This is a genomic window from Streptomyces sp. NPDC102462, assembly GCF_044765425.1.
GTDB lineage: Bacteria > Actinomycetota > Actinomycetes > Streptomycetales > Streptomycetaceae > Streptomyces.
Genome location: NZ_JBIWKB010000057.1, coordinates 23,751 through 48,348, shown reverse-complemented (window position 1 = coordinate 48,348; position 24,598 = coordinate 23,751). Strand labels below are relative to the sequence as shown.

Sequence of the window (24,598 nt, the reverse complement as noted above, 5' to 3'; positions counted from 1 at the left end):
CGCGGTAGCGGGAGGTGGCCGGTGCCGGGCTACCGGCCAGGGGAGGCGTACGGCTGGAAGTGGGCGCGGGGGTGATCGAGCGGGAGGGCGGGGTCCCAGGCGGTCAGGCACTGGGCGCTGGGCACGAACAGCGGCTGGGGCAGCGCGGCAAGAGGCCAGAACCGCCAGGATCCGATGGCCTCTTCGCGTTGATGGGGGGTGCCGGACCAGCGGGTGATCAGGACGGGCACCGTCAGCCGTACGACGTCGCCCACCCGGTCCAGGAGCGTGCCCAGCACCTGAACGTCGTCGGGCTCGGCCACGAGGCCGGCTTCCTCGCGGAGCTCACGGACGGCGGCCTCGGCGAAGGTCTCGCCCGGTTCGACGGTCCCGCCGGCGAGCTCCCAAGTGCGGCGCCGGTGTTGACCGAGCAAGATGCCGTCCGGGCCGTGCACGATCACACCGACCCCGAGGGCGGTGTTCGGCGGCGGAGGCGCGCTGGTGCGGGGACGGCTCGGCACGCGTTGCGGACGGCGGGCCGTGTACAGCCGGTAGGAGACCGCGTTGTCCGTCGTCGGGGAGTCGATCGCTGTGACCGATTCCAGGGTGAGGCCGTGCTGGACCAAGAGGTCTTCCCACAGCTGCACGCTGAGGACCCACATGTTCACGGGGTGGTCCTGGGTTGTGCCGGGCAGTCGCAGGATCTCGGGGCGCGGGGTCACCTCGTTCGAGGGGCCAGCGCCGTCCGAGTTGGTGTGCAGCGCAGAGAAGACGAGACGTCCGCCGGGTTTGAGCCCGTTGGCCAGGGCCGGCATCAGCCGGTTGGGGTCCAGGTACGGCACAGAGCAGACGGAGTAGATGAGGTCGTACGGGTCGGCAGCGTGCAGGTGGTCCACCGCGTCGGCGCACACCAGGTGCAGGCGGGGGTGGTCCGGGTAGCGGGTGAGGGCGCGCTGGTGCTGGGCGGGGGAGGCGTCGACGGCGGTGACCTTGGCGCCCAGGTCGGCCAGGTTCGCGGCGTGCCGGCCGAGGCCGCTGCCGAGGTCGAGGACGCGGAGCCCCGCCACCTCTCCGAGGGCGTTGATGCCGGGGCCGGTATCCGGGATTCCCCAGTCCCACCTCTCCAGCTCGGGCAGCTGAAGTCCTCTGGTGATCTGGTGGGTGCCGTAGGTGTTCCAGGTTTCGACGGTTTCCTTCTCGGTGGTCACCGAGTCCTCCATCGGCAAGGGGTGAGTGGGGGTCAGGGGTGGAGGGCGTAGCAGCGGAGCACATCGAGGTCGGCGGTCTGGACGGTGGACCAGCCGGAGGTGAGGGTTTCGGTCTCGGCGGGGCTGATCCCGAGGCTGTGGAGGGGGTCGGTGTCCTCGCGGCGTCCGGCGATCTCGGTGACCACCCAGAACGTCCCGCCGGGGACAAGGAGATGGCGGACGCGGTGGAGGAAGGCCGCCTTGTCGTCCATCCACCGGTACACCAGGCGGCAGGTGATGACCGCGTACGCGGGCTCCGGCAGGCTCGTGAGGTCGCTGGTGGTGATGTCGGCGCACCGCCACGCCGGACCGGGGGCGGGGTCTTCGTCGTGGGCGGCGGCGAGTGCGACGGCGCTGGGGGAGATGTCGATACCCGTGGTGCGGTATCCGAGCCCGTGGTGAAGGTGGCGGGCCAGGGTGCCGTCGCCGCAGCCGATGTCGAGCGCCGGGCGTCCGCGGCCGGGGCCGAGGTATTGGTCCATCAGCCGGTTCTCGGGGCCGTCGAGCTGCCGATACCTACGACCTCCTGCCCAGAGCGGCTCCCAGTACGCGGCGGTCGCGGTCGTCGTCATAAGGCTCCTTCACGGGCGGGCGCCACGGCGGTGCGCGCGGGCGGGACGGGCATGTCCCGCAGGGCGCGGACAGGGGAGGCGAGCAGAAGGATCACGGGGACGATCTGGAGGACCGCCCCGATGGTGAGGGTGCCGCGTACGCCGAGGACGAGGACCAGGGCGCCGGCGGCCGCGGCGGCGAGGGGCCGGGCTCCGGCGGTCACCGTGGTGCTCGCGGCCTGCATGCGGCCCTGGAAGCGGGGCTCGCACAGGATCTGCCTGAGGGACCTCTGGCTCGTCCCGGAGGCGGTGGCCCAGAACAGCTGAACGGCCAGCGTCCCGGCGAGCGCGATCTGCCAGCGCAGTCCGGGTCCGGCGAGCAGAAGGGGGATCTGGGCCAGCGGGCTCACCGCGAACCCGATGATGATCGTCGGTCCGATGCCGAATCGGGACGCGATGCGCGGCGCGAGGAGCGCCCCGGCCAGGCTGCCCGCGCCGCCGACCCCCATGATCACGCCGAACGCCGTCGGGGATACGTGCAGGTCGGCGAGCAGGTAGTACGCCCAGTACGTGTTCATGACCGCCAGGCCGAAGCTGAGCGTGGACAGGGCCGCGATCACCGTGCGGATCGGGGGCTGCCCGACCACGTAGCGCAGGCCCTCACCGATGTCCCGCGCAAGGCTGCGGCGGCCTTCGGATGGAGCGGCGACCGGCTCGGGGGTGCCGATGCGCCACACGAGAAGAGCGGAGACGAGGTAGGACAGGACGTCGACGAGGACGGAGCGGGCCGCGCCGACGGCGCCGACCAGCGCGGCGCCCGCGTTGCTGCCCGCGCTGTCAGCCACCGACGAGGCCGCGCCGAGCCTCGAGTTCGCGCGCTGCAGCAGGTGAGGTTCGACGAGGACGGGCAGGTAGCTGATGGCGGCAGCGTCGTGCACGATCTTGGTGATGCCCAACACGACGGCGACCGCGTACAGCTGGCCGATGCCGAGCACCCCGGCGAAGGCGGCGGCCGGGATGGTCGAGAGGCCCGCGGCGGCGGTGAGGTCCGCGGCGATCATCTGGGGGCGCTTGGCGTACCGGTCCGAGAACGCGCCGGCCGGGAGCGCCACGACGGCGTTCGGCAGTTGGCCGAGGAAGGCGAGCGCAGCGATCTGGGTGGTGGAGGCGTGGAGCTCCAGTACGGCCAGAGTGGGGAGCGCGACGGTACTGACCGCGGATCCGGACAGGCTCGCGCACTCGCTGGCGACCAAACGGCGCAGATCCGGGGAGGTGACCTGCGCGGCCTTGGCCGTCTGGGAGGAGGTCGTCACCCGGCCTCACCGCCCAGCAGTTCCGGGGCGATCACGTTGGCGTAGAACTGGCCGGTGGCAAAGTTGGTGAGGACAGCGTGGGTGAAGGGGTGGCAGTCGGGCGGCGGAGCGGCCGGGTCGACCCACACCAGTTCGGTGTGCGTGCCCGGCTCGCGGTTGTACGGGGTGCCCTCCCACTCCCGCACCGTGAAGGCGGCGCCGATCACCCGCTCACCGTCCGCCGCGTGAAAGTGGAGCAGCTGGCAGAACCGCAGGCGGTCCGGGCTGATGTGGATGCCGACTTCCTCGGCGAGCTCGCGCGCCGCGCCCTCGTCGAGGAACTCGCCATCCTCGAGGCGTCCTCCGACGACCGTGAGCATCCCGGGGGAGTGCCACGATGTTGCCTGGTGCCGGACGGTCAGGATCCGGCCGTCGGCGGGACGCTGGAGCAGGACCATGACGTTCCCGATACTCCGGTGTACGGCGCTCACGGCCGGTCCTCCTTCATGAGCCGGTCCAGGGTCCGCCGACCGCGGGCGGTGACCTCGGCGTCACCGTTGTCCGGGCCCCAGGCCAGGCAGTTGACCGCGTCCAGCGCGCTCAGGCAGCGCAGCGCGTGTCGCTCAGCGTCGGACACCGCCCGTAGGAGTGGAGAAACGCCTTCTCGCGGTCCGGATGGTCGGCCCACTGGGTGGTGGCGAGGATGACGAGGTCCTGGACGCGGGCGGCCGGCCGGGACCGCTCGAAGTCGATGAGGGCGAGGCCGCCCGTGGACCACAGCCAGTTCCTCGGCTGGTTGTCGCCATGGATATAACCGATGGGCACCGGGCCGACGCGGCGAAGGCGTGCGACGTGGTCCCGGATCAGCTGCTGCTCGTCCTGGTTGAGCCGGTCCCCGGCGCGAGCCAGGTACTTTTCTGCTCCGTCAGCGGCGGCGGGCAAGGAGGCCTCGGCTTCCACCCGGTCGCCGTGGTCGAGTGGCCCGGCCTCGTGGAGCCGGGCGCAGAGCGCTCCGGCCTGCTGGTGCACGGTCCGCCACTGGGCGGCGTCCAAGCCGAGTTTCTTCGCCGGGGCGCCGGGGACCGCGGTGAGCAGCAGGGCCAGGTCCTGGGCGCGGCTGTCGATGAGGTGGGGCGCCCGGGTGTGTCCGAGCACGGGCACGATGTGACGGTAGGCCCGGCCTTCCCGGGTGAAGAACTTCTCCGAGGGCGAGACCTTCAGGTAGTGGTGCACCCCGCGTCCGCCCTCCAGGTCCCACACCCGGGAGCGGTCCCAGCCGTGCGAGGCGTCGCGGACGGACACGACGGGTCCGATCCGTTGCTCTGCCCAGCGCTGCAGTGCCGCGGGCAGCGGCTTCGTCCGGCTCATCCGGCAGACCTCGCGCCCGGGTGCTGGATGTCGGAGCGCCAGGGCTCACCGCCATCAGGTTCGGTGAGATCGGGGAACACGGTTCCTCCCAGGGGCGTCGGTCGAGTTGGTCGTCGGGGTGCCGGATCGGCCGACCAGGTCGGCGGGTCAGCCGACTCGGGCCGTTGCGGACGGTTGGAGTCGGTTCAGGACTGCTGCGAGGCTCAGGTGGGATCGGGCGCACCGCCGGTGCGCTGCTCCAGTTCCCACAGGGTCCGAAAGAGCCCGGGTTCGCGGGTGAGCTGCGCGTACGTTCCCTCCTGGACCAGGCGGCCCTGATCGAGGACGACGATCCGGTCGGCTACGGCAACGTTGGCGAGCCGGTGCGTGATCAGAAGGATGGCCCGGTCCTTGGCCAGGTCCCGCAGGCCGGTGAACACATGGTGCTCAGCTCGGGCGTCGAGGGCGGCCGTGGGCTCATCCATCACCAGGAGCTCGGCCTTCCGGTGAAATGCCCTGGTCAGGATGACGCGTTGCCACTGCCCGCCGGACAGCTGGTGGCCGCCGAACCATTCGCTGGTCAGGAGGGTGTCGAGACCGGAGCGGAGGGCGGGCAGCATGTCCGCGGCTCCGGACGCCTCGCAGGCCGCCATGAGCGCGGCGTCACTGGTGTCGCCCTGCCCTAGGGTGACGTTGTCGCGCAGCGTCAGCGGCAGGTAGGTGAACCGCTGCGGTGCTACCGCTACGTGCTTCCACGCCTCCCACGGTTCCAGCCGCGCTGTGGTCGTGTGGTCCCAGGCCACTTCCCCGGAGGTCGGCAGCAGCAGCCCGCAGATCAGCCGGGACAGCGTCGTCTTCCCCGACCCGTTCTCCCCGACCAGCGCCACGATCTCCCCGCGCCGTACCTTCAGCGACACCCCGGCCAGGCTGTCCTTGTCCGCGCCGTCGTACCGGTAGGTGACGTCGCGGACCTCGAACCGCTCCGGCGGTGCCGGCAGCACCTCCGAGCCGCGCGAGGCCACCATCGCCTGCCCGTGCGCGTTGTCGATGAAGTTTTGCCAGTCCTGCACGTACCAACCGGTGCGCACCAGCCGGGCCCCGCCGTTGATGATGCCGCGTACGGAGCCGGTCGCCGTCTGCAGGGCGAAGACCGCGCCGCCGCCGGCCGCCAAGTCCATCCGGCCGGAGACCAGGAGCCACAGCAGGGTCGCCCAGACCGCCGCCGAGGCGACTCCGCCAGCCGCCGCGCCGGCCAGGCCCATCCAGGCCCCGGTGTTCGCGGCTTCGCGCTCGGAGACGTTGACGGAGGCGGCCAGGCGCCGGTAGCGGCCCAGGAGGAAAGGACCGGCGAGGCAGGCCCGCATCTCCTCGCTGGACTCCATGTAGGACATGTGCCAGCGCAGTTTGTGCAGCATCCGCCGGCGCCCCGATGTCTCCAGGCTCGCGAGGTACACCACGCGGGCCGCGCGCACGTACGCGGCGGCCTGCGGCAGGCATGCCAGGAGAAGCAGAGGCAAGAGAACCGGATGGATCACGGTAAGGACCGTGGCACCGGCGGCGAGGGTCGCCGTGGCGGCCAGCACGTCCTGGGCTTCCTCCACGAGGTCGGGGGTGACCTGGGCGCCGCGGTCGGCGATGTCGTACTGGTCGTTGTATCCGGGCTTGTTGTTCGCCGCGGCTTCGGCGCCGAGAGCCGCCTCGACCATGCTGACTTCTGCGGCGCGGGCGAGCACTGGCCGCAGCCGCCCGGTCAGCCAGGTCACCGTGACTCCCAGCAGGGCGCGCAGCCCGGCGGCCACGGCGATGACGGCCAGCTGCGGGGCCGCCTCCCGCAGCCGCTCGGTGATGTCGCCGGAGGAGATCAGCGCGGTGAGGGTGCCGGTGACGGCGAACAGGCCCAGTGCGGCCAGCACGCCGGTGCCGATCTGGCACGCGAGGAGTCCGGCCGTCGCGCCCCGGTCCACCTGCCACGCCATCCGCAACGACCGGCGCACCAGCACGGGCAGGCGCCGCGCCATCGTGGTCGTCGTCATCTGCGCGCCGGCTTGGAGCCGGGATTCGTCCCGGTACTGGAACTCCTCCTCCTGCGCCGTGCCCTCGCTGTCCGGTGGAGTCCCTTCTGCTTCGTCCGTGCTCGGCTGTGCGGCTGTGCTGCCCGAGGTCAAGTCGATCCCCCTGTCGGTCGGTCACGGCTGGTTCGCGAGGCTCAACGACACAGCCCTGATATCGAACACACGTTTTTCGGTCGGTCCTGAAGTCCCGGGATAGAGCGTTCGAGGAACCGTGGAAGCTGCACCGACCCAGCTCGCGCAACGGCACTGACACCAAGGGCGGTTGGCCGAATCGCCGAGGTTCGCAAGCGCCGCACACCAACGGGCGCGTTGGAGCGTATGGGGCCCGTCGGGCTTGTAGAGTGCGGGGCTTCCGGAACGGCACGACCCTCGTGGAGCTGACTGTGCACGTGCTTGATGGCCGCTCTCGAGCGGCACATTCCGGCGGAACCCCTCTTCGGGCTGAGCGGAGGGCGATGACCTGTGGCGATCACTGATTCCGACATCGCGGGAGTGCTCACCGCCTATCTGGAGTGCTACCCGCAAGAGGCCGGACAACTGGGCGAGCCGCTGCGGCTCTTGGCCGAAGGCCGAGGGTTCGCTTCGCGGCGTACCTTCCCGATGCACGTCACCGCCGGCGCGCTGCTGGTTCGGGACCACGCCGAGGTCCTCTTGATCGAACACCTCGCGTACGGGATCACTTTGCAGCCAGGCGGTCATCTTGAACCGACCGATACGACGCTGATCGGCGCAGCCATGCGGGAGCTGTCCGAGGAGACCGGCATTGACCCCGAACAGGTTGTCCCCGTCTCGGCGCACCCCGCCTATATCGAGTTCGGCCAGGTGCCGGCCAGGCCCGCGAAGGACGAGCCGGACCATTACCACCTGGACATCGGTTACGCCTTCGCGACGGGCGACGCCGAGGTCGGACGTATCCAGGAGTCCGAGGTGACCGGCGCCGCCTGGTACCCACTCGATGTGGCGGAGCGCCTCGTCGGATCCCGGATCGCGCGGGCGGCCACCACATCGACCGGAATCAGGTAACCCCTGCACCACCGGAAGTTCTCGCGGCGGCCAGCTAACGGGCAGGGAGCATCCCGTCGTAGAAGGCACTGGGGCGGGCGCGATCGGCGTCACGCCCCCTCCGGGAGCTCGGCGACGATCACGAGCCAACTCGTCACCGTGACGTCGTCTGGCTTGTTCCCGGCGGTGGCCTCGGCGAGGTTCGCCATCTTCTGCTCGTAGCCGCCTGACCTCCAGCACTCACCGGGAACGAGACCATGAAGACCTGCGACAACACCTCGGTCGGCATCGTCATCACCGATCACCAAGGCCGCTGCCTGATGTTCGACCGTGCCACCTTCCCACCCGGCACGGCACCTGCCGCCGGCCATATCGACGACCACGGGACCGCCGAGGACGCTGCCCGCGCCGAGGTCGAGGAAGAGCTCGGCCTCACCGTCACCGGCCTCACCCACGTCACCGGCGGCTGGCGGGACAACCCATGCCGCCGCCTTCCCGGCGCGCGCAGCACCGGTCACCGCCACGAATGGACCGTCTACCGGGCCACCGTCGCCGGCGACCTCACCCCGAGCGCCCACGAGACGAAGAACGTCCGCTGGATCGCTCCCGATGCTCTGCAGGAGCTGGCAGACCGGACGGTCGCCTACGCCCAGGGGTGCATCACAGACGCCGAGTTCGAGGCCGCCCCCGGCATCGAGCCGGTGTGGATGCAGCGGCTCGCCAACATCGCCGCGATCCAGATCAGCCCCGACGACCTGCTCCGGGTGGACCAGCTCACCAGATGATCGCAGCCCGCCCTCCTCACCTACCGCGGCCGCCGCCCGGCTCCATGCCGAGCTCGACGCGCCGACTCTGCGCCCTCGGCCGGCCCTTAAGCGCCCTGCTGCTACCGCGGGCCCGGACAAGCGAGTTCGCTGCCCGGGGTTGCGGCTTGCGTGAGGTACGCCGGCCATGGGGGTCATCAACTCAGCGAAGAGCGTCACGCAGGGCCTCCTCCATGACAGGTAGCCGGTCCAGCAGCATCAGAGCTGCCTCGTGCCGCACCCGCCCATAGGCCTCCGTAGCAGCGTCGAGGATGTGCGGTCGTTCCACTGGTACCGACAGAGGAAAGGCCGAGCAGAGCATGGCTGCACAGCCGACACGAAGCGAGGACACGAGGTCGTCCACGGACGCCCTCGGGTTGGCGTCCCGGTAGGCCAGGGTGAGATCGGTGTATCCGGTGAGCCAGCTCTCCGCACTGTTGTCCAGCACGCTCTTGGGGTCACAGCCAAGACGCGCGATCTCCCAGGCGAGGTACCCAGGTGCGGGCGGTCGGAAGTCCACGATCGCGGCCACCTCGTCGTTCTTGAACAGAACGTTGGGGCCGGCCATGTCGCCCTGCAGGACCTGGACGGTCAGCTGTGGAAGCGAAGCGAGGGCGCGCTCGACGTCCCCCAAGATGGCTTGTCGCTCACGGGCCGCCTGCAGCGCCCACGTCTCGAACTCCCCGAGCCTGGGCATGTGCTGGTACGCATGGATCAGATGCTCGAAGCGGTCACGTGAGGCGGCCACGTCGCACACCGCGGCACCGGGTTCCAGGGTGGGGGCGGCGGCGGGGTGAGCTGCGAGCCGGATGTGGAGGCGGCCCATCGCTGTGCCGACGGCTGCCCACCGGGCACCCCTCAGGCCGCCTTCGGCGGTCTCGGTGTGCGGCACGTACGACCACAGGGACATCGGCAGGCGGCCCTGGGTTTCGATGAGTTCGTGCTCGCGCGTGCGGGTTGCCCGCGCGGTCGCGACACCTCCGTCGGCGCAATACTCGGACAGTTCGACCGACGTCCGCTCCAGATCCAGGTGTTCCCGAGTGCGGTAGACCTTGGCGAAGTGCCGCCGACCCGCCTGGTCCACGACGGCGTAGTTGTCCGTCGCGGTGCCTTCCGGAATACGCGTGATGTCTGCCGGGTGCAGCCCGTACGCGAGCACCAGCGTGGCGGCGACCGCCATGATCTGCTCCTCCTCCGCGGTGCGGCCGGGTGGGGAAGGCGCGGCGAGAGGCTTGGAGGCGGGCTGCTGAGATGCGGTGGACATGGTCTCCTCGTCGAAGCGCACAGCAATAGCGGTCAGATGATGGGCAGGCGCCAGGCGCCAGGCGGTCGGGGCGATCCGGTGGCGGGCACGGACCGTGGCCGCCAGGGGATCAGCGGGCCGCGGCGGGGCGCGCCTGGGCCGCAAGGTCGCCGACGGACAACGCTTCGTCAACGCGGTCATCTGATTGCACCTCCCTCGTTCGGGTTGTCGCAGTGCCCGTGCCCCGCCCCGGCATCGCCACCAGCCGCCGGCAGGGGACCGGCCGACCAAACCGACACCGCGGCCCCTTGCCACATGAATCGGCTGATAGGGGCGATGAACGCAGTAACCGACACCGGCTCTTCGGGGCGAGGGCGACCAGTTCGGCATCGCACAGGCGGGGCGCAGGGCCGACCGGCGGGCGCCGCGCCGGGTAGGGATGCCCGTCGCATAAGGTGCGAGCGCACGGGTGTCCACGTCGTTCACCAAAAGATGATCTTGGACGCCTTCGTTCTCGTCTCCGCAGGCATCCCTCGGGCCGCACCACCAGGAGGAATCAGTGTCATCCCCGCAAGTGATCACCCCCGAGGAAAAGCTGGCCGAGGCGAAGAAGCAGCTGAGCTTTCCACGAATTGTTGCGATTTGCGGCTCCACTCGTTTCATGGCCGAAATGGCTGAGGCCGATGTGCGGGAGACCGAAGCCGGACGGATTGTCGTCAAGCCGGGTTGCGACCTGAAGTCATCGCACGAGCTCTGGTCCGATCCTGTCGAGGCCGAGGCGCTGAAGGTTCGACTCGACGCGTTGCACCGGTCGAAGATCTTGCTTGCTGATGAGGTGCTCGTTGTCGGCGACTACATCGGAGACAGCACTCGAGCCGAAATTGCCTACGCCCGGTCGTTGGGCCGGCCCGTGCGGTTCACCCACCCCGAGGTCGACCCCGACGCGTGACCCGAGGGCTCGCCCCGCACCTCCGCCGGCATCCCGCTGGAGTTGATCGTCTGGCGGGTGGCGTGGCGATGCGAGCGGGCTCAAGGAGCTGCGGAACGCATCGCGGCCATGATGGCTGCGGCGATGCGCTGCTGGTGGTCCATCAGGTAGAAGTGGCCGCCGTCGTAACTCTCGAGTCCGCGGAAGTCCGTCGTGAGCCTCCGCCAGGCGACGAGTCGTTTCTCACCGATCATATTGTCGTGCAGGCCCGTGAATGCCGTGAGCGGTACGGGCAGCGGCTCGGGGCTGCGGGGCGGAGTCCAGGTGTCCACGAGTTTGAAGTCGCTGCGGAACACCGGGGCGAACTTGCGCCAGACGTCGTCGTTGTCGAGGAGCTGCGGTGGGCTGCCGCCGCCGCTCCGCAGCCAGGCGCGCAGTTCGTCGTCGGCCATCAGGTGAGGGCTGCTGTCGGCGTCGGCGTCGCCTCGCGGGGCGCCGTAGGCAGACACCCCCAGCCAGGTGGGGAGCGGTTCCCCCTGGCGCAGGAGTCGGCGGGTGAGCTGGTAGGCGATCAGTGCGCCCATGCTGTGGCCGAAGAACCCGAAGGGCCGGTCGAGCAACGGTGCGATGGCGGCGTGGAAGTAGTCGACCAGCCGGTCGCAGTCGTCGATCAGCGGCAGGGCCTGCAGGGTGCCTCGGCCGGGGGCCTCCAGGAGGCACAGTTCCCAGTCCTCGGGGAAGTGCTCCGCCCAGCCCCGGTAGAGCAGGTGTGAGCCGCCGGCGTGGTGGAGCAGGAATAGGCGCACCGCTGGGTCGCTCACCGGCCTGGGGCAGATGAGCGGGGAAGTCGGCGGCTCGTGGGTTAGCTGCGAGGTGAGGAAGGCGTGAAGTTCGGCGAGGGTGGTGGCGCCACTGGCGGCCACGGCGTTCTCCGGGACACCGAACGCGCCCTCCACTCGGGTGGAGATCTCCAGCATCAGCAGCGAGTCGATGTCGAGCTCGTGGGCGAAGTGCGCGTCGTCGGTGACCTCCATGGGCTCGGTCTCCAGTACGTCGGCTATCAGGGTGCGGAGCTCCTCGATGGTCACGCTCGTCGTGGTCATGGGTGTTGTCCTCGTTCCTGCGTGGATGGGCGAAGGGCCGGCGGCGGGGTCAGCAGCAGGGCGGCCGTCGCGTCGTGGCGGGGGCCTCCGGCCGTGGCCAGAACGTTGCCGGTGGCGCCGCCCTCCAGGTAGGCGGCCGCGGCAGCGCACTGCAGGACGCCGAGCGCCCCGGACAGCGGGCCCAGCTGGGATTGCAGGTCGATTCGGCGCCGGGCTGCGAGCAGATGGCTCGCCCCGGCTCCGGCGGCTTCCGCCTCGTCCGCGAGCCACAGTCCGACGGGCCCCTCCTCGGTTGCCCCGGCGCCGTCCAGCGCCGCGGCAAGGTTCCGGGCCCGTGCGTAGCCGGTGATCGTGGCGCGGGGCCGTGCGCCGCGGGAAGTGGCCGCGTCCGCGGGTTCCAGTACGACCGCGACCGCCGCGTCGGTGGACTGCTGGCCGAGGACCTTCGTCACCACGTCGCCTGCGGGTTCGACGCCGACGACGACGGCTGCTTCGGCGCGCCCGGCGATGATGAGGTTCCGGGCCCAGGCCACGGCGTCCAACCCGCTCGTTGCGCCGTTGCAGACGGTGAGGTTGGGGCCGCGCAGCCGGTAGCGGATGGCCACCCAGCCGGCGATGACGTTGCTTGAGGTCTGGGGCAGGGCCAAAGGGCTGAGACCCATGACGCCTGCCGTGGCGATGGTGTCGGTGGCTTCGCAGACGCTGTCCGCGTTGCCAAGGTTGGTGCTGACCACGACGGCGGTCGAGCCGGTGAACGTGTCGTCGGCGTCGGTCAGACCGGCGTCGTGGAGGGCGAACTCGGCCGCGCGCAGGGCGAGCCGGGACGCGCGGTCCTTGTGGCGCAGCTCGCGTCCGATCAGTCCGGTGGCCGGGTCGAAGCCGCCCTCACCCGGCAGCGGTCCCAGGAGGTCGCCGTACCTCGCGACACCGGGCAGCGCCAGGCCGATGCCCGTGACGACGACCTCCCGGGCGTTCGGGTTCCTCGTGTGCGTGGTGCTCGTCGCGTTCATCTGGCTGCCTCCACGATCGCGACGGCGTTGATCCCGCCGAAGCCGAACGCGTCGATCTGAGCGATGGCCAGGTCACCGGCGGCGGGGGAACCCTGCACCAGGCCCAGCCCCGCGGCCTCGGGGATCGGATCGGCCAGGCCCAGGATCGGGGGGACCGCCCCGTTCTTCATGGCGAGCACCGCCATCACGAGGCTGAGCAGTCCCGAGCCGCCCAGGGTGTGTCCGGTCATCGCCTTGATGGCGGTCATCCGCGGACCCGCACCCGCGCCCTGGAATATCTGGCGAAGGACGCTCGCCTCCGTCGTGTCGTTGCGGGGGGTGCCGCTGCCGTGCAGCATCACCAGGTCGATGTCGCTCGCCCGCACCCCTGCTCTGCGGTAGGCGTCCAGCACCGCGCGGGTGATGCCGTCGGGGTCGGGCGCGGTGGCATGGTGGGCGTCGCAGCCCATGGACACACCGCGCACCCGGGCGTGCACGGGCCCGCTCCCGGTACCGGCGCGCTGGACGACGACGGCCGCCGCGCCCTCCCCCATCAGCATGCCCTTGTGCGTGACGTCGAAGGGGCGCAGCGCGTCGGGGAGGTCGTTCTGCACCCGGTCGAGCGTGCCGAAGCCGCCCTCGGTAGCGGCGTCGGTGCCCGCGACGACGACCGTGTCGGCCAGGCCGCCCTCGATCATGTCGGTGGCCATGCCGAGCGCGTACAGCGACGCGGAGCAGGCGTTGGCGAAGGTGTACGTGGTGGACGCCCCGAAGGCCGCCTTCAGCGCGGTGCCGAAGTGCAGCTCCTCAAGAGCGACGTCCGCGCCGTCGCGCCACCACAGTTCGAGGCTGCGCTGCTCGCGCATGGTCGTGCCGACCAGCACGGGCACTTGGGCCAGGTCCTCGCCCAGGCCCGCGTCGGCGGCCGCTTGGCGCACGACGGTGGTCAGCCAGTGGGTGGCACGCCGCGGCAGGTCGCCGCCGCCCTCGGGCCGGTCGTCGATCTCGTAGGCGTACGCCGCCCGGTACTTGTCCGGGTCGAACGCCATCAGGGGTCTGCGGCTCTCTTGACCCGTGCACAGCGCGGCGAAGATCTTGCTGGGGGTGGCGCCGACGTTGGCGACGGCCGCCATGCCCGTGATGTCCCAGGTCACGATCGGGCTGCCGCCTTCCTCAGCTCGAAGGCGGCCACCTTGCCGGTCGACGTGGTCGGGAGCTCGTCGAGGAATTCCAGACGGGCGGGGCGCTTGAAGGCGGCGAGCCCGCCACGGATCGCGGCGGTTACCGCGCGCCGCACCACGGCCTCGTCGGTTCCCGGCCGGGCCACCAGGTACGCCACGGCCTGCTCCAGGTCGTCGGCGTCGCGGCCACCGACCACCACGCAGTCCTGGACCCCGTCGACACTGCGGACGACGCTCTCGATCTCACTCGGCACGACCTTGTAGCCGCCCAGGTTGAGCACGTCATCGGCGCGGCACAGATGGGTGAACGTGCCGTCCGGCGCACGGCGCACCACGTCGCCGGTGTAGGCGCCGCCGTCGGCGAAGGTGACCGCCGCGGCCTCCGGCCGGCCGATGTAGCCCAGGGCGACGGTCGGGCCGGCGATGTGCAGCCGGCCCTGCTCTCCGTCGGCGACGGGAGTGCCGTCCGCCGCGCGCACGGTCGCGGTGATCCCGGGCACCGGGACCCCGAAGGTCCCCGGACGTTCTTCCCCCTGAGGGGTGCCGACGACGATGTGGAGGACCTCGGTCGCGCCGAGGCCGTTGAGCAGCTCGGCCTGGAATGCGGCGCGGATCCGCTCGCTGAGCGGACCGGGCAGGTTCTCGCCCGCCGCCACGCACAGCCGCACGGAGTCGACGCTGCCGGGGGCGAGCTCCGTCCCGGAGGCGTTCAGCAGCGCCGCGTACAGCCGTGGAACGGAGAACAGCACGGTGGGCCGGTGGTGCTGCAGCGCGGCGGCGAGGGAGTGGACGTCGACGGTGCCGCAGAGGAGCGCGACGCGGGCGCCGGCCGCCAGGGGGCACAGCACGGAGCTGCCGAAGCCGTAGCCGAAGGACATGCGGGCGCTGGACAGCACGGTGTCATCGGGCGTCAGCGCCAGGACCGTGCCGACGCCGTCGGCCATGGCCGCGATCGCGCCCGCCGAGTGCCGCACCCCTTTGGGCATGCCAGTGCTGCCGGAGGTGTACTGCACGAGCGCCTCGCTCCTCGCACTCCACGCGGCGGGGAGCCCGGCCTCCTGCGGGCGGTGCGCGGGGCCGGCCGAGGCCGTCGCCAGAGCAGCGCGGACGTCAGCGCCGGCGAAGCGGGTGGTCGCAGTGAACAGCTCCTCCAGGGCGCGCTGGCGCGCGGGAGCTGCGTCCAGGTGCACCATCGCGGCGGCGCAGTCGGCGGCGATGTAGCGGACTTCGTCGTCCGTGAGCACCGGGCTGATCACCACAGGGATGCAGCCGTGCCACCACAGGCCGAGGACGGCGGCCACGGTCGCCACGGAGTCGTCGGCGACCAGGAGGCCGCGGGCGCCTTTGGGTACTCCTGCGGCTCGCAGGGCGCCCGCGTACCCACGGGCTGCCTCCAGGAGGCCCGTGTAGGTGATCGCCCCGGCCTGGGGGTCGAGGTAGCTGGCCCGGTCACCCCGGCCGGCGTCGACATGGCGCGCCACCAGGCGGTCGACCAAGTCGACGTCGACACCCTGGCGGCTCCTCGCCCGCTCGCCGAGCACGGCCACCGCGGCGTCGAGGCTGGTGAAGGCTGCCGCTTCCTGCGCGGACAGGGCCCCGAACTCGCGCTCGACCGCGACCACGACCTCGGTCTTCTCCAAGGAGCTCATGCCGAGTTCCTCGTAGAACTGGGCACCAGGCTCGATGGCTTCCTTGTCCACCTCAAGGACAGACGCCACGATCTCTCGCAGCCTGTCGCGCGCTATGTCGATGTGTTCCACCGGCGGGAGTCCTTTCCGTATCTTCGTAGCCGAAAAGCGGGGTCGGGTTGGACAAAGAGGACGAGCAGGCGACCTGTTCCGGGAACTGCACCGTTCACCGAGACCTGATCCGGGCGAAGACGCGGGAACGGGGTGGGGTGCGGCAGTCCTCAGCGGGTTGGGCTCAGGCGCCCAGGCCCACCTCGCAGGGGAAGGAGACGGACACGCCCTGGGGCTCCTCGGTGAAGATGACCCTCTTGCCGAGCGCGGACATGAAGCCGAGCTCGAAGACGGTGCCGCTTCCGACGCGACCGCCCGGGTTGCACACGACGACAGCGTCGGCCTGCCGAAACGCGTCCATGTGCCCGTACTTGTGCCGCCACGTGTCGCGCTCGTTCTTCAGCAGGTCCTGGTAGTCGAAGAGGATGAAGTCGGTGCCCTCGGTCTCCGGCTTGATCCTGGTGCTGCGGGGGCTGAGCACCTCGGTGCCGGTCTCGCGCAGCCGGGCAATGGTGCCCTCGATGGGCTCCAGCCACTGCTGGAAGCTGCCGCAGACAACGGCCGTCCGGAACTCCCGCCGGATCAGGCCTTCCAGCATGTCGTTCGAACCGCAGGCGGACATGCCCGTGTCCAGATAGAACCGCTCCAGTTCGGGCCCCACGATGTTGAAGTACAGGCCTGTGTCGACGTAGACGCTGTTGACCAGCGCGGCCGCTTCCGGCCGCGGGAGCTGCTGGAAGACCCCGGTGGCGTGCACCCGCGTGCTCTTGTTGTCGACGGCCTCGGCGTACTCCTTGAGCCCGGCGCAGAACTCGCCGACGCGCTCCGCTAACGCCTCGCCGGCGAGGCCGGCTCCGAACGGAAGCCGTTCCCTCGTGAGCAGCTGCAGTCCGCTGCCCTGGGAGCGGTGGACACTGACGTGTTCCGGGCCGAAGTGGACCAGGATCCTGCCTTCTGACGCCACTGTGCTGTTCTCCTTCTTCTCGATCCGTCGCGTTGGGAGCCCTCAGTAGGGGAGCTGGCCGGGGAAGGTGCTGCGGAGGGCGCCGCTGCTAATCGCCTTCTCCGCGCAGAGCACTGAGGTACTTCTCGAAGAATTCCTCTTTTCTTCCGCTGTTGTATTGCGTGATGAAGCGCGGGTGCTCCAAGGGCACGATCTTCTTGAAGTAGCCCTGACTGTCGTTTAGCGCCGAGAGGAATTTGAAGTTCTCGCCACTACCGATGCAGTAGCACACCGAGGTATCGGTCCCGAATTCCAACTGGCGCTCCAGGGCGTCCACGAGGAAGGATCGCAGGAACTCCATCAGCTTCTTGCTCTCGTAGTAATTGCAGTTGACCTCCCTTCCCTGGGGGTTCGCTCTCACCAGGCCGAGCGGGCACACAAAGCTCATGACGAAGTCGGCGTAGAACTTTTCGCGGCCCCCGTAGCGCGCGATGACGTCGTGCAGGAACCCGGCGGAGGGCCGACTCACCGCATAGCCGTCGGCGATGTCGACTCCCGTGTCGCTTTCCAGGACCTTCGCGTCTTCGAACGGGACCCCGGTCACGGCCGTGCCCCGCCGGGCGGGCGAGCTGCCCAGGACCAGCCGGCGGGGCCTGTCGTCGGCGTAGTACCTGCGGTAGAACGCGGTCGTCACCTCGCGGACGCGCTCCTTCTGCGGGCCGCTGAAAGGGTTGACGACCCTGAACCCGGGGGGAAGTTCGAGCGTCGTGCCCGCGAGTCCCTCATTGAACTGCAGGATGCGATCGGCAACCGTCGTTCGCCCGTTCATTGCAGAAGCCCTTCCTTCACGCTGTCCTCCAGGCCGCCCGGAAGCCCACGCCGTCCGCCGTCCTTCCCGCGGAACCGACAGGACCTCGGCGACCGCGGCCGGCCGGGTGGTGGAGGGTTAGACGGTGACCGCCGACAGGTAGATCTCGGTACTTGTTGGGAGCATTCGAACATCTTTGAATCCAGCGCACTCGAGCTCCGCGCCGATCAGATTGGCTGTGTCCATCCCGCGATAGAGGTCGACGAATTCAGTTCCGGGAATGATGAGTCCCGGAACGACGCAGCCCCGCTGAGTATACAGAAACCCGTTGGCCACGGAGACGATAATCACCGCGCCGGGCTTCAGTACTCTGTGCGCTTCTCGGGCCGCTGCGGACGTGTCGAAGAATGACGAGTTGTATGTCCTCAAGGAGACATACAGATCGAAACTGCCGTCCGGCAGGGCGGAAAGATCCTCAGCGCTCGAGACGACGGTTCTCGAACGGGGAATGCGTCCGCTTATGTTTGCGAGGCCACTTTCCGCGATATCGGCGAAGGTGATTCGCGGGCAGTCAGAGAACAAGGCCGTTGCCTCGTGGCCAGCGCCGACGCCGACGTTGAGGACGTTGACGGCGGACAGGGGCCTTGTGGACATCCTCCCGTACACCGACATGAAGTCGTCGGCCCACCCCGCGTTGGCGGTGCGGGCGTCGAACGCGTAGTCGTAGGTGCCGTACTTCGTATCGAACGCGGCGGCCAGTGCATCGCCCACGGCGCCATCCGCCTCTTTGTGCTCCGTTCCGTACCTTTGGGAGATGAGAGAGGCAAGCGCCGCCCTTCCCCGGTGCGCGTTGACGTCGTCCTTGGTCAGCGCGAACCCCATGGACAACAGCTTGGCGGTGACGGCTTCACTGATGCGATGGGTGGAGTAGTGGGGGTTGCACTCGATGCTCTGCCCGCTCGCCGTGTAGAGGGCGCGATTCTGGTCCAGGATCTGGCGCTGGAGTTCGTCAGGGAAGCGCCGTACGTGGCCTCGCTCGGTGACGGGATCGCCGCTGAGGTAGCTCGTCAGCGCGGGGTCCGGCAGACCGATGTACACCCTGTCGATCCGCACGTCGTTCAGGACCTCGGCCAGTTCGAAGGATCCGGCCTCCGACAGGGTGTTGATCGTCAGATAGGCGCTGTGCGCGCTGGATACTCCGATCTCTTGGACCCTGCGCCGCAGAAGGCGGGACCAGGACGCTTCGTGCACTTCGCCCTCGAAGGCGGAGCAGATCAACCGGCCGTGTTCGGAGACGAGCGCAACGCCGACTCGCCGACCTGGGTAGGGCGCCCTTTGTGCGACGCTAATGGCGTAGTTCATCCAGTAGGTGCCGTTCGGACTCATGTGGGCCTCGGTCCCTCAGCGGTGCTGCGCCTCCGGTTGGTCTGCAGAACCAAGCGGGTGATCACCTTCACGGGGCATCCTTCGTGGTGACACGGATCGTGAACTTCGGATGAGGTCGCCGCGGCAACGGTTGGGGGCCGACGAGCACGGAGGTTCGCTGGGGCCGCTGCCTAGCACCATTGGGCTTCAACCGGGCAGGATGAGGCGACCATGAGGAGCGCTCACTCACGATCGTCAGCAACTCCCGGAGAGGAAAGCCGCCTTGGAGAGGGAGGAACGGGCGACGTTTGCTGCGGAACTCACGCACTGGCGCAGCGTGCGGGGACTGTCGAAGGCAGCTCTCGCCCAGCGCCTGAACATCGACCCCTCGTACGTGAGCCACCTTGAGGCCGGCCGGGAACACGGCAGCTCCCAGCTCGCTCGCCGGGCGGACACTGAACTCGACGCCGGCGGAGCACTGTGGCGGGCATGGCAGCGCACCGACGCCTCCCCGCAGGCGGCCGAGCACAACGACCCGCCGTCCGGCACCGGCCTGCTGGTCCTGGAGGACGAGGCGGCGCTCCGCTACGACAACGGGCGCTTCCACTTGAGCATGAGCAGGCTCCTGCGCAACAACGGCACCGAGCCCGTCACCCGCTACCTCGTACGGATCGCCGTCGACCGGTACCCATCCGAACCGGAACGGTCCAACGCCCTCTACCGCCGCAACCCTCTGACCTGGGAAGAATTCCAGCTCACCGCGCACTGCGCCGATGAGCCGATGGGCTGGACCGTCAAGCACGACCGGGACGCGTTCAAGGAGGTGTGGCTTCAGTTCCAGAACCCAACGAGCCGCTTCCCTCTCTACCCCGGCCAGGAAGCCGAGATCTCCTACTCGTACTCGGTCGGCGCCGAGAAATGGGGTCCCTGGTTCCAGCGCGCGGTGCGACTGCCTACCCGGTGTCTGGCTGTGGAACTGGCTTTCCCCCGAGACAGTGAACCGTCCGTCTGGGGAACCGAGACTTCCATGAGCGCCGACTTCGCCCCACTGCGCACACCCCCACAGCGCACGGAACGAGGCGAGCACAGCGTCTTCTCCTGGGCCACCCTCGACCCGCCCCTGCACGCCCGCTTCCGCCTCGAATGGCGCCTGAAGAACGCAGCCGACGAGAAAGAGAACAACCCCGTGAGCACCCTGTCCGCGAGCCAGGCCATGGCCACCGCCGGCATCGTCCAGGACGGCAACCCCGTCCTCACCCGCGCCGCCCGTCCCTTCGACCTGCCCAATGAGGCTGAAGAGGCCCAGGAGGTCATCACCTCCCTGATGGACGCAGTCGGCCGCGTCCGCCAACTTCACACGTTCGGCAAGGGCATGGGTATCGCCGCCCCCCAAATCGGGATCGACCGCTCCGCCGCCGTTGTCTTCCCACCCGATGCCGGGACAGAGCCCATCGTGCTGCTGAACGCCCACGTCGCTGAGGCATCCGAGGACGAGGACGAGCAGTACGAAGGCTGCCTCAGCTTCTTCGACGTCCGAGGACTCGTGCCTCGCCCGCTGAGCATCGTCGTCGCTCACAGCAGCCTCGACGGCTCCGCCCACCTGTCGCGGTTCACCCACGGCCTGTCCCGGCTCGTCCACCACGAGGTCGACCACCTGGGCGGCGTGCTGTACCGCGAGCGCATGCGACCGGGTGTGCAACCGATCCCTGTAGAGGAGTACCGCGGGACCGGCCAGCGCTGGACGTACGGCTGAGCAACAGCGTGGCGCGGTGAGTTTTATGGGCCCGTGCCGCTCACGCAGGCGACGGGTCTGCTCCGCGGAATCCCCCCGGAGGCGCGCCAGTTCGGCACCGGTGATCAGGAGCTCCACCTGGTCCCGCGCGCGGGACTGCGGCATTCCCTCCGCCTCCTTGAGGGCCTCCTCGCCCCGCGAGGAGGCGAGCACCGTCGTCGCCTCCTGCAACGGCGGGACAGGCGTCCAACCGCGGCGGAGGAAGGAGTCGATGGCGGACGGCGAATACCCGAAGTACCTGCCGCGCTCCGCGTCCTCCCAGGGCTGCCCGGGACCCCAGTCGACGGTGTGGCAGGTGTCGCGTCGGGCCGACAGGCCGAGCCGGACGCGCGGGAATCCGGGCTGGCTCCGAAGAGCCGCCCAGACGCGTACGGCATCGGCCACGCTGCCCACCGACAGGTAGCCGCCGCGCCGGCGGCCGCCGGCGGGCACCGCGAGGAGCATGGCGCCGCCCACCTTCACACTGACCGCGCGGTCAAGGAGCCCCGGGGCGGCGAGTCGTTCCCGGAACCAGGCGTAGCCCTCGGCGCACTCCTCGGACGACGGACGGCAGAGCGGGGCTGCGATGTACGCGAGCGGGGAGCGAAGCATGCGGAGCACGAGCGGCTTTGTCGTTGCCACCGGTCACACCGCCCGGCTGAGCGGGTTGTTGAGGATGTCGGTGAGGGTGTCCCGGTCCAGGCGCACCACGACCGTGTGGTGGTCGGACAGGCCCTTCATGTTGATGACCTCGACCTCGCGCACGGCGGGCAGGAGCTGCTTGCTGGCGTAGATCCTGTCGATGCGCGAGTCCGGTCCGTGCGTTTCGTAGGCGTCGACCGTCGGCGCGACCGCGGCGTTGTTACCCGCGGTGGTGGCGAGGTGACGGGCGACGTCCTGGAGGCCGGCGGTGCGCAGGGTGTCGTCCGGTCGGTCGTCCATCCGACGCAGGCCGTCCGGCCCGATGTAGGAGCGGTGCGCCCGGTGGGGCTCGTCGGGGATCTCTTCCAGGACGGGCAGGGCCGGGTCCCCCGGGGTGCCGGGGACCGGGTAGCTGTTGTTGTCGCCGCCGAGCAGCGCCGGGTAGTGGACGCGTCGCCCGTCGGCCTTGACCCACCTGTCGTTCCACTGGGTCAGCCGTTCGGCCTCCGACAGGCGCGTGGTGGTGGAGCCGTAGTTGAGGTGGTACGAGCCCACGATCAGAGGGACCGCGCCGGGGGCCGTGCCGGTGAGCTGCAGGCTGCGCACGGTCGGCGGGAGCACCCACATGGGGCCGGTCTTCGGGAACTCGCCGACGGGGGTGAAGAGGGTGGGGTCGTGGTAGAGGGCGGTGCAGCACTCGGGGCCGATCAGGCTGGCCATGCCCAGCACGGCTTCGGCAGCATCCGCGAGCGCGTTGCCGTCATCCTGCGCGTTCCATACCTCCTGCCGCAGGAGCAGATGCAGGTCGAGCGACGCCAGCTTGTCGTGCATCCGCTGCCACAGTGCGCGGTCGCCGCCGCCGTTGTTCTCGAAGTTGCAGATCGCCGCGTTGATGAGCATGGAGATTTCCCCCAGAGATAGAAGTGTCAGCGGGCGGGCGTGAGGACCTGGCGGAGGACGTCGAGGTCGAACCGCGCGACGAGCAGGGCGTGGTCGGACACCTCCCGCACCTCGTCGGTCGCCAAGACGTCGAAGGCGAGGAGGGCGAGGGCGAGATCGGGGGTGCCGTACATGCGGTCGATGCGCTGAGCCGGCCCCTGGTCGGTGCGCTTCAGGCTCGCCGTCGCCGCGAGCGCGCCGGGCTGGCCGAGGGCGGTGGCGGCGTGCAGACCGAGATCGGTGAAGACCGGATTGCCGCCGGAGAGGATCTCGTCCGGCCGGGTGTCCGAGACACGGCGGCCGTCGCGCTCGATGGTGCGGTGCTGGAAGTGGACGCGGTCCTCGACCTTGTCCCAGTCCAGGAGCGCCACGGACTCCAGCGCCGTCTGGTGCGGATAGCTGTTGGCGTCCATCCCCACCAGGACGCTACGGCCGTGGTCGGCGAGCGTGGTGAGCCGCCTCGCCTCGGTCGCGCGCATGTCCGGGTCGAAGTGGCACAGGTGGGCCGAGGCCAGATCCAGTGATTTCGGACACCCCTTGAGACGGACACGGGGATTGCAGATCGGCTTCCACGCGAGGTCGTGCTCGAACTCGCCGTCGACGAGGAACAGGGCGGGATCGACCATCACGCCGACGGGGTTGCGGCTGCGCCCCTCGCGCGGCGCGGCCATAAAGGGCGTGAGGCCGCCGAGCCGGTTGGCCTCGGCGTACAGGTCGGCCTTCCCGCGGTCCCACGCGCCGGTCAGCTCCTGGCGCAGCACGATGTGCGGTTCGATGGCGGCGAGGATGTCGCGGGCCAGGTCGCGGTGGTCGTCGCCTCCGCTCGGGCCGCGGCCGTTGTTGGGTCGATCCGGGGCGCTCTGCCAGCGTTGCCGCTGGTGAGTTTCCCCGGACCGCCCGCCGAACCCGGCGTGCCCGTCTCCGAGCACCGGGCTCTCCACAAGTCCCATCTGAGCAATCGCCATTCTCATGCTGTGACCGTCCAAGGGGTGGGAATGCTGTATCCGCGGAACCGGTATCGAGTCGTGGTGACCTCTGCGGCCTGGAACAGCCGTCCTCTCTCCGAGAAGGGGACCCATCCGCCGTTGCAGTACGTACGGCGGAACCCACTGAGCCGCATCCCCTTGTGTTTGCGTCGAGCCCAGATGAAAACCCTCGTCCACGTGTAATGACCGAGGTACTGGAACGTCGTCTTGGACACTCCTGGGCGGAAGTAGGTGGTCCACCCCCGCAACACCGGATTGAGCTGGTGGAGCAGGGCGGCCATGGACAAGTGCGTACTCTTGCGGCAGATCTTCTTCACCTTCTCCTTGACGGCCGTAAGGGCCTTCTTGGAGGGGTAGTTGTAGACGTACCGCTTATCTGTTCCCCGCTTGGTATGGCGCTGGACGTGCCACCCGAGGAAGTCAAATCCTTCGTCGATGTGCGTGATGAACGTCTTCTCCTCCGACAGGGTCAACCCCATCGGAGTGAGAACCGAGGCGACCTCGTTGCGCACGGCCTCCGCGTTCTCGCGGGTGCCTGACACGAGCACCAGGAAATCGTCCGCGTACCGGATAAGCCGGTAGTTTCCGAGTCCTCGGTACTTGCGTTTCGCGCGCTCGCTCTGGGTCGAGTTCGGGCCCCCAGCCATACCGGCCACGTGCTCATCCAGTACAGAGAGGGCGATGTTCGCCAACAGCGGTGAAAGAATGCCTCCTTGCGGAGTGCCGGTGTTCGTATCCCGTAGCTGACCATCCCGCGAGAGGATGCCGGACTTCAGGAACGCCTTCACCAGGCCCAAGATGCGCTTGTCCTTGATCCGGTTTCGCACGCGGTCCATCAGGGCCGTATGTGAAATCTCGTCAAAGCACGCCTTGATGTCGCCCTCTACCACCCACTCGTAGCTCTTGGATGCCAGAAGGCGCGTCTCAGCGATCGCATCGTGTGCTCGGCGCTTCGGGCGGAACCCGTACGAACACGGGAGGAAATCCGCCTCGAAAATCGGCTCCAACACCAGCTTCAGGGCTGCTTGGGCCACACGGTCCGCCACGGTCGGAATCCCCAGTCGGCGCTTCTTGCCATTCGCCTTCGGGATCATCTGCTCGCGTACGGGAACCGGTCGGAAGCTGGAGTCCTTCAACTGCGACTGTAACTTGTCGAGGAAAGCCTCGACCCCTTGCCCGTCCGCAATGAAGCGGACCGTCTTACCGTCCACTCCTGCCGTACGGGCTCCCCTGTTCCCTTGCACCCGATCCCACGACACCAGAAGGAACGCAGGGTCAGCAACAAGGTTGTACAGATCGTCGAACTTGCGATGAGAATCTTTGATTGCCCATTGGTGCAGCTTGGCCTGGATCTCCAGTACCCGGCGCTCGGCCTTCATTAAGGCCCACTCCAGTGCGTCGGTATTCACCGTCGGCCTCCTGACATTCCAGTGTCCTTACTGCTGACTTGCTGGCCCCCTTCGCCATGTACGCGCCTTTCGCGCGCTCGGACTACTACGGGGCCTCCGTCCCACGCTGTGACCATCAGCCGACAACGGGCCTTTCCGCTCCCTGAGCTGGATGCCCAGGCGAATGGAGAGCCACAGGTGGTTCCCACGTTCACTACGTAACCGATTGGCCAGTTAGGTGTCCGGCTATATCCCGGCAGCATCGCCGTGCTTACGCCGC

General features: G+C 69.3%; 22 protein-coding genes and 1 pseudogene. 4 read left to right on the top strand and 19 right to left on the bottom strand.

Going from position 1 to position 24,598, the window contains the following annotated elements:
• Positions 1 to 29: 29 nt before the first annotated feature.
• The 7 genes from ACIRFL_RS34680 to ACIRFL_RS34650 all read right to left on the bottom strand — a co-directional run bounded on the left by ACIRFL_RS34680 (position 30) and on the right by ACIRFL_RS34650 (position 6,581).
• Positions 30 to 1,187, bottom strand: coding sequence for a bifunctional class I SAM-dependent methyltransferase/NUDIX hydrolase (locus ACIRFL_RS34680; protein WP_404036683.1), 1,158 nt, complete (start codon positions 1,185 to 1,187; stop codon positions 30 to 32).
• 32 nt (positions 1,188 to 1,219) lie between these two features.
• Positions 1,220 to 1,798 carry a class I SAM-dependent methyltransferase gene (locus ACIRFL_RS34675; protein WP_404036680.1) on the bottom strand — a complete coding sequence of 193 codons (579 nt, stop codon included), beginning with the start codon at positions 1,796 to 1,798 and terminating at the stop codon, positions 1,220 to 1,222.
• Complete coding sequence (locus ACIRFL_RS34670) at positions 1,795 to 3,090, bottom strand: MFS transporter (RefSeq protein ID WP_404036677.1); 1,296 nt, start codon at positions 3,088 to 3,090, stop codon at positions 1,795 to 1,797. The genes ACIRFL_RS34675 and ACIRFL_RS34670 overlap by 4 nt, the downstream gene beginning before the upstream one ends.
• Positions 3,087 to 3,560: an NUDIX domain-containing protein gene (locus ACIRFL_RS34665; RefSeq protein WP_404036674.1), complete on the bottom strand. Its 474-nt coding sequence runs from the start codon at positions 3,558 to 3,560 to the stop codon at positions 3,087 to 3,089. Before ACIRFL_RS34665 ends, ACIRFL_RS34670 begins: the two co-directional genes overlap by 4 nt.
• Positions 3,557 to 3,706 (bottom strand): hypothetical protein, encoded by a 150-nt coding sequence (locus ACIRFL_RS34660; protein ID WP_404036671.1) that lies wholly within the window; start codon positions 3,704 to 3,706, stop codon positions 3,557 to 3,559. Before ACIRFL_RS34660 ends, ACIRFL_RS34665 begins: the two co-directional genes overlap by 4 nt.
• Positions 3,670 to 4,437 (bottom strand): phosphotransferase, encoded by a 768-nt coding sequence (locus ACIRFL_RS34655; RefSeq protein ID WP_404036668.1) that lies wholly within the window; start codon positions 4,435 to 4,437, stop codon positions 3,670 to 3,672. The genes ACIRFL_RS34660 and ACIRFL_RS34655 overlap by 37 nt, the downstream gene beginning before the upstream one ends.
• Before the next feature lie 203 nt (positions 4,438 to 4,640).
• Positions 4,641 to 6,581, bottom strand: coding sequence for an ATP-binding cassette domain-containing protein (locus ACIRFL_RS34650; RefSeq protein WP_404036665.1), 1,941 nt, complete (start codon positions 6,579 to 6,581; stop codon positions 4,641 to 4,643).
• A 369-nt stretch (positions 6,582 to 6,950) separates the two neighbouring features.
• On the opposite strand from ACIRFL_RS34650, the gene ACIRFL_RS34645 reads away from it, so the two are divergent.
• The gene (locus ACIRFL_RS34645) at positions 6,951 to 7,511 is read left to right on the top strand and encodes an NUDIX hydrolase (RefSeq protein WP_404036662.1); all 561 of its coding nucleotides are present in this window, start codon (positions 6,951 to 6,953) and stop codon (positions 7,509 to 7,511) included.
• A 236-nt stretch (positions 7,512 to 7,747) separates the two neighbouring features.
• Positions 7,748 to 8,275, top strand: a complete 528-nt coding sequence (locus ACIRFL_RS34640) for an NUDIX domain-containing protein (RefSeq protein ID WP_404036659.1) — start codon at positions 7,748 to 7,750, stop codon at positions 8,273 to 8,275.
• A gap of 181 nt (positions 8,276 to 8,456) precedes the next feature.
• Here ACIRFL_RS34640 and ACIRFL_RS34635 read toward each other — a convergent pair whose 3' ends face one another.
• A complete protein-coding gene (locus ACIRFL_RS34635; RefSeq protein WP_404036656.1) occupies positions 8,457 to 9,557 on the bottom strand; it encodes a phosphotransferase enzyme family protein in 1,101 nt (366 codons plus the stop codon).
• A gap of 538 nt (positions 9,558 to 10,095) precedes the next feature.
• On the opposite strand from ACIRFL_RS34635, the gene ACIRFL_RS34630 reads away from it, so the two are divergent.
• A complete protein-coding gene (locus ACIRFL_RS34630; RefSeq protein WP_136243065.1) occupies positions 10,096 to 10,485 on the top strand; it encodes a hypothetical protein in 390 nt (129 codons plus the stop codon).
• A gap of 80 nt (positions 10,486 to 10,565) precedes the next feature.
• Here ACIRFL_RS34630 and ACIRFL_RS34625 read toward each other — a convergent pair whose 3' ends face one another.
• The 7 genes from ACIRFL_RS34625 to ACIRFL_RS34595 all read right to left on the bottom strand — a co-directional run bounded on the left by ACIRFL_RS34625 (position 10,566) and on the right by ACIRFL_RS34595 (position 18,613).
• Positions 10,566 to 11,567 (bottom strand): alpha/beta fold hydrolase, encoded by a 1,002-nt coding sequence (locus tag ACIRFL_RS34625; RefSeq protein ID WP_404036653.1) that lies wholly within the window; start codon positions 11,565 to 11,567, stop codon positions 10,566 to 10,568.
• On the bottom strand, positions 11,564 to 12,577 hold the full coding sequence (locus tag ACIRFL_RS34620) for a beta-ketoacyl synthase N-terminal-like domain-containing protein (protein WP_404036651.1): 1,014 nt from the start codon (positions 12,575 to 12,577) through the stop codon (positions 11,564 to 11,566). Before ACIRFL_RS34620 ends, ACIRFL_RS34625 begins: the two co-directional genes overlap by 4 nt.
• Positions 12,574 to 13,710 carry a beta-ketoacyl synthase N-terminal-like domain-containing protein gene (locus tag ACIRFL_RS34615; protein ID WP_404036648.1) on the bottom strand — a complete coding sequence of 379 codons (1,137 nt, stop codon included), beginning with the start codon at positions 13,708 to 13,710 and terminating at the stop codon, positions 12,574 to 12,576. Before ACIRFL_RS34615 ends, ACIRFL_RS34620 begins: the two co-directional genes overlap by 4 nt.
• The gene (locus ACIRFL_RS34610; RefSeq protein ID WP_404036645.1) at positions 13,707 to 15,497 is read right to left on the bottom strand and encodes an AMP-binding protein; all 1,791 of its coding nucleotides are present in this window, start codon (positions 15,495 to 15,497) and stop codon (positions 13,707 to 13,709) included. The genes ACIRFL_RS34615 and ACIRFL_RS34610 overlap by 4 nt, the downstream gene beginning before the upstream one ends.
• Positions 15,498 to 15,660: 163 nt before the next feature.
• Positions 15,661 to 16,440 (bottom strand): nucleoside 2-deoxyribosyltransferase, encoded by a 780-nt coding sequence (locus ACIRFL_RS34605; RefSeq protein WP_404036642.1) that lies wholly within the window; start codon positions 16,438 to 16,440, stop codon positions 15,661 to 15,663.
• Positions 16,441 to 16,528: 88 nt separating this feature from the next.
• Positions 16,529 to 17,248: a uracil-DNA glycosylase family protein gene (locus ACIRFL_RS34600; RefSeq protein WP_404036640.1), complete on the bottom strand. Its 720-nt coding sequence runs from the start codon at positions 17,246 to 17,248 to the stop codon at positions 16,529 to 16,531.
• Between the two features lie 117 nt (positions 17,249 to 17,365).
• Positions 17,366 to 18,613 carry a methyltransferase domain-containing protein gene (locus tag ACIRFL_RS34595; RefSeq protein ID WP_404036637.1) on the bottom strand — a complete coding sequence of 416 codons (1,248 nt, stop codon included), beginning with the start codon at positions 18,611 to 18,613 and terminating at the stop codon, positions 17,366 to 17,368.
• A gap of 262 nt (positions 18,614 to 18,875) precedes the next feature.
• Between ACIRFL_RS34595 and ACIRFL_RS34590 the strand changes: the two genes are divergently transcribed.
• The gene (locus ACIRFL_RS34590; protein ID WP_404036634.1) at positions 18,876 to 20,345 is read left to right on the top strand and encodes a peptide deformylase; all 1,470 of its coding nucleotides are present in this window, start codon (positions 18,876 to 18,878) and stop codon (positions 20,343 to 20,345) included.
• 240 nt (positions 20,346 to 20,585) lie between these two features.
• Here the strand turns inward: ACIRFL_RS34590 and ACIRFL_RS34585 are convergent.
• The 4 genes and pseudogenes from ACIRFL_RS34585 to ltrA form a co-directional block, all read right to left on the bottom strand.
• A pseudogene (locus tag ACIRFL_RS34585) lies at positions 20,586 to 20,975 on the bottom strand (DUF6302 family protein); the annotation flags it as partial.
• A gap of 33 nt (positions 20,976 to 21,008) precedes the next feature.
• The gene (locus ACIRFL_RS34580; RefSeq protein ID WP_404036631.1) at positions 21,009 to 21,905 is read right to left on the bottom strand and encodes an endonuclease/exonuclease/phosphatase family protein; all 897 of its coding nucleotides are present in this window, start codon (positions 21,903 to 21,905) and stop codon (positions 21,009 to 21,011) included.
• 26 nt (positions 21,906 to 21,931) lie between these two features.
• A complete protein-coding gene (locus ACIRFL_RS34575) occupies positions 21,932 to 22,909 on the bottom strand; it encodes an endonuclease/exonuclease/phosphatase family protein (protein WP_404036628.1) in 978 nt (325 codons plus the stop codon).
• A gap of 2 nt (positions 22,910 to 22,911) precedes the next feature.
• Positions 22,912 to 24,339 carry a group II intron reverse transcriptase/maturase gene (gene ltrA / locus ACIRFL_RS34570; protein WP_404036625.1) on the bottom strand — a complete coding sequence of 476 codons (1,428 nt, stop codon included), beginning with the start codon at positions 24,337 to 24,339 and terminating at the stop codon, positions 22,912 to 22,914.
• Between the last annotated feature and the right edge of the window lie 259 nt (positions 24,340 to 24,598).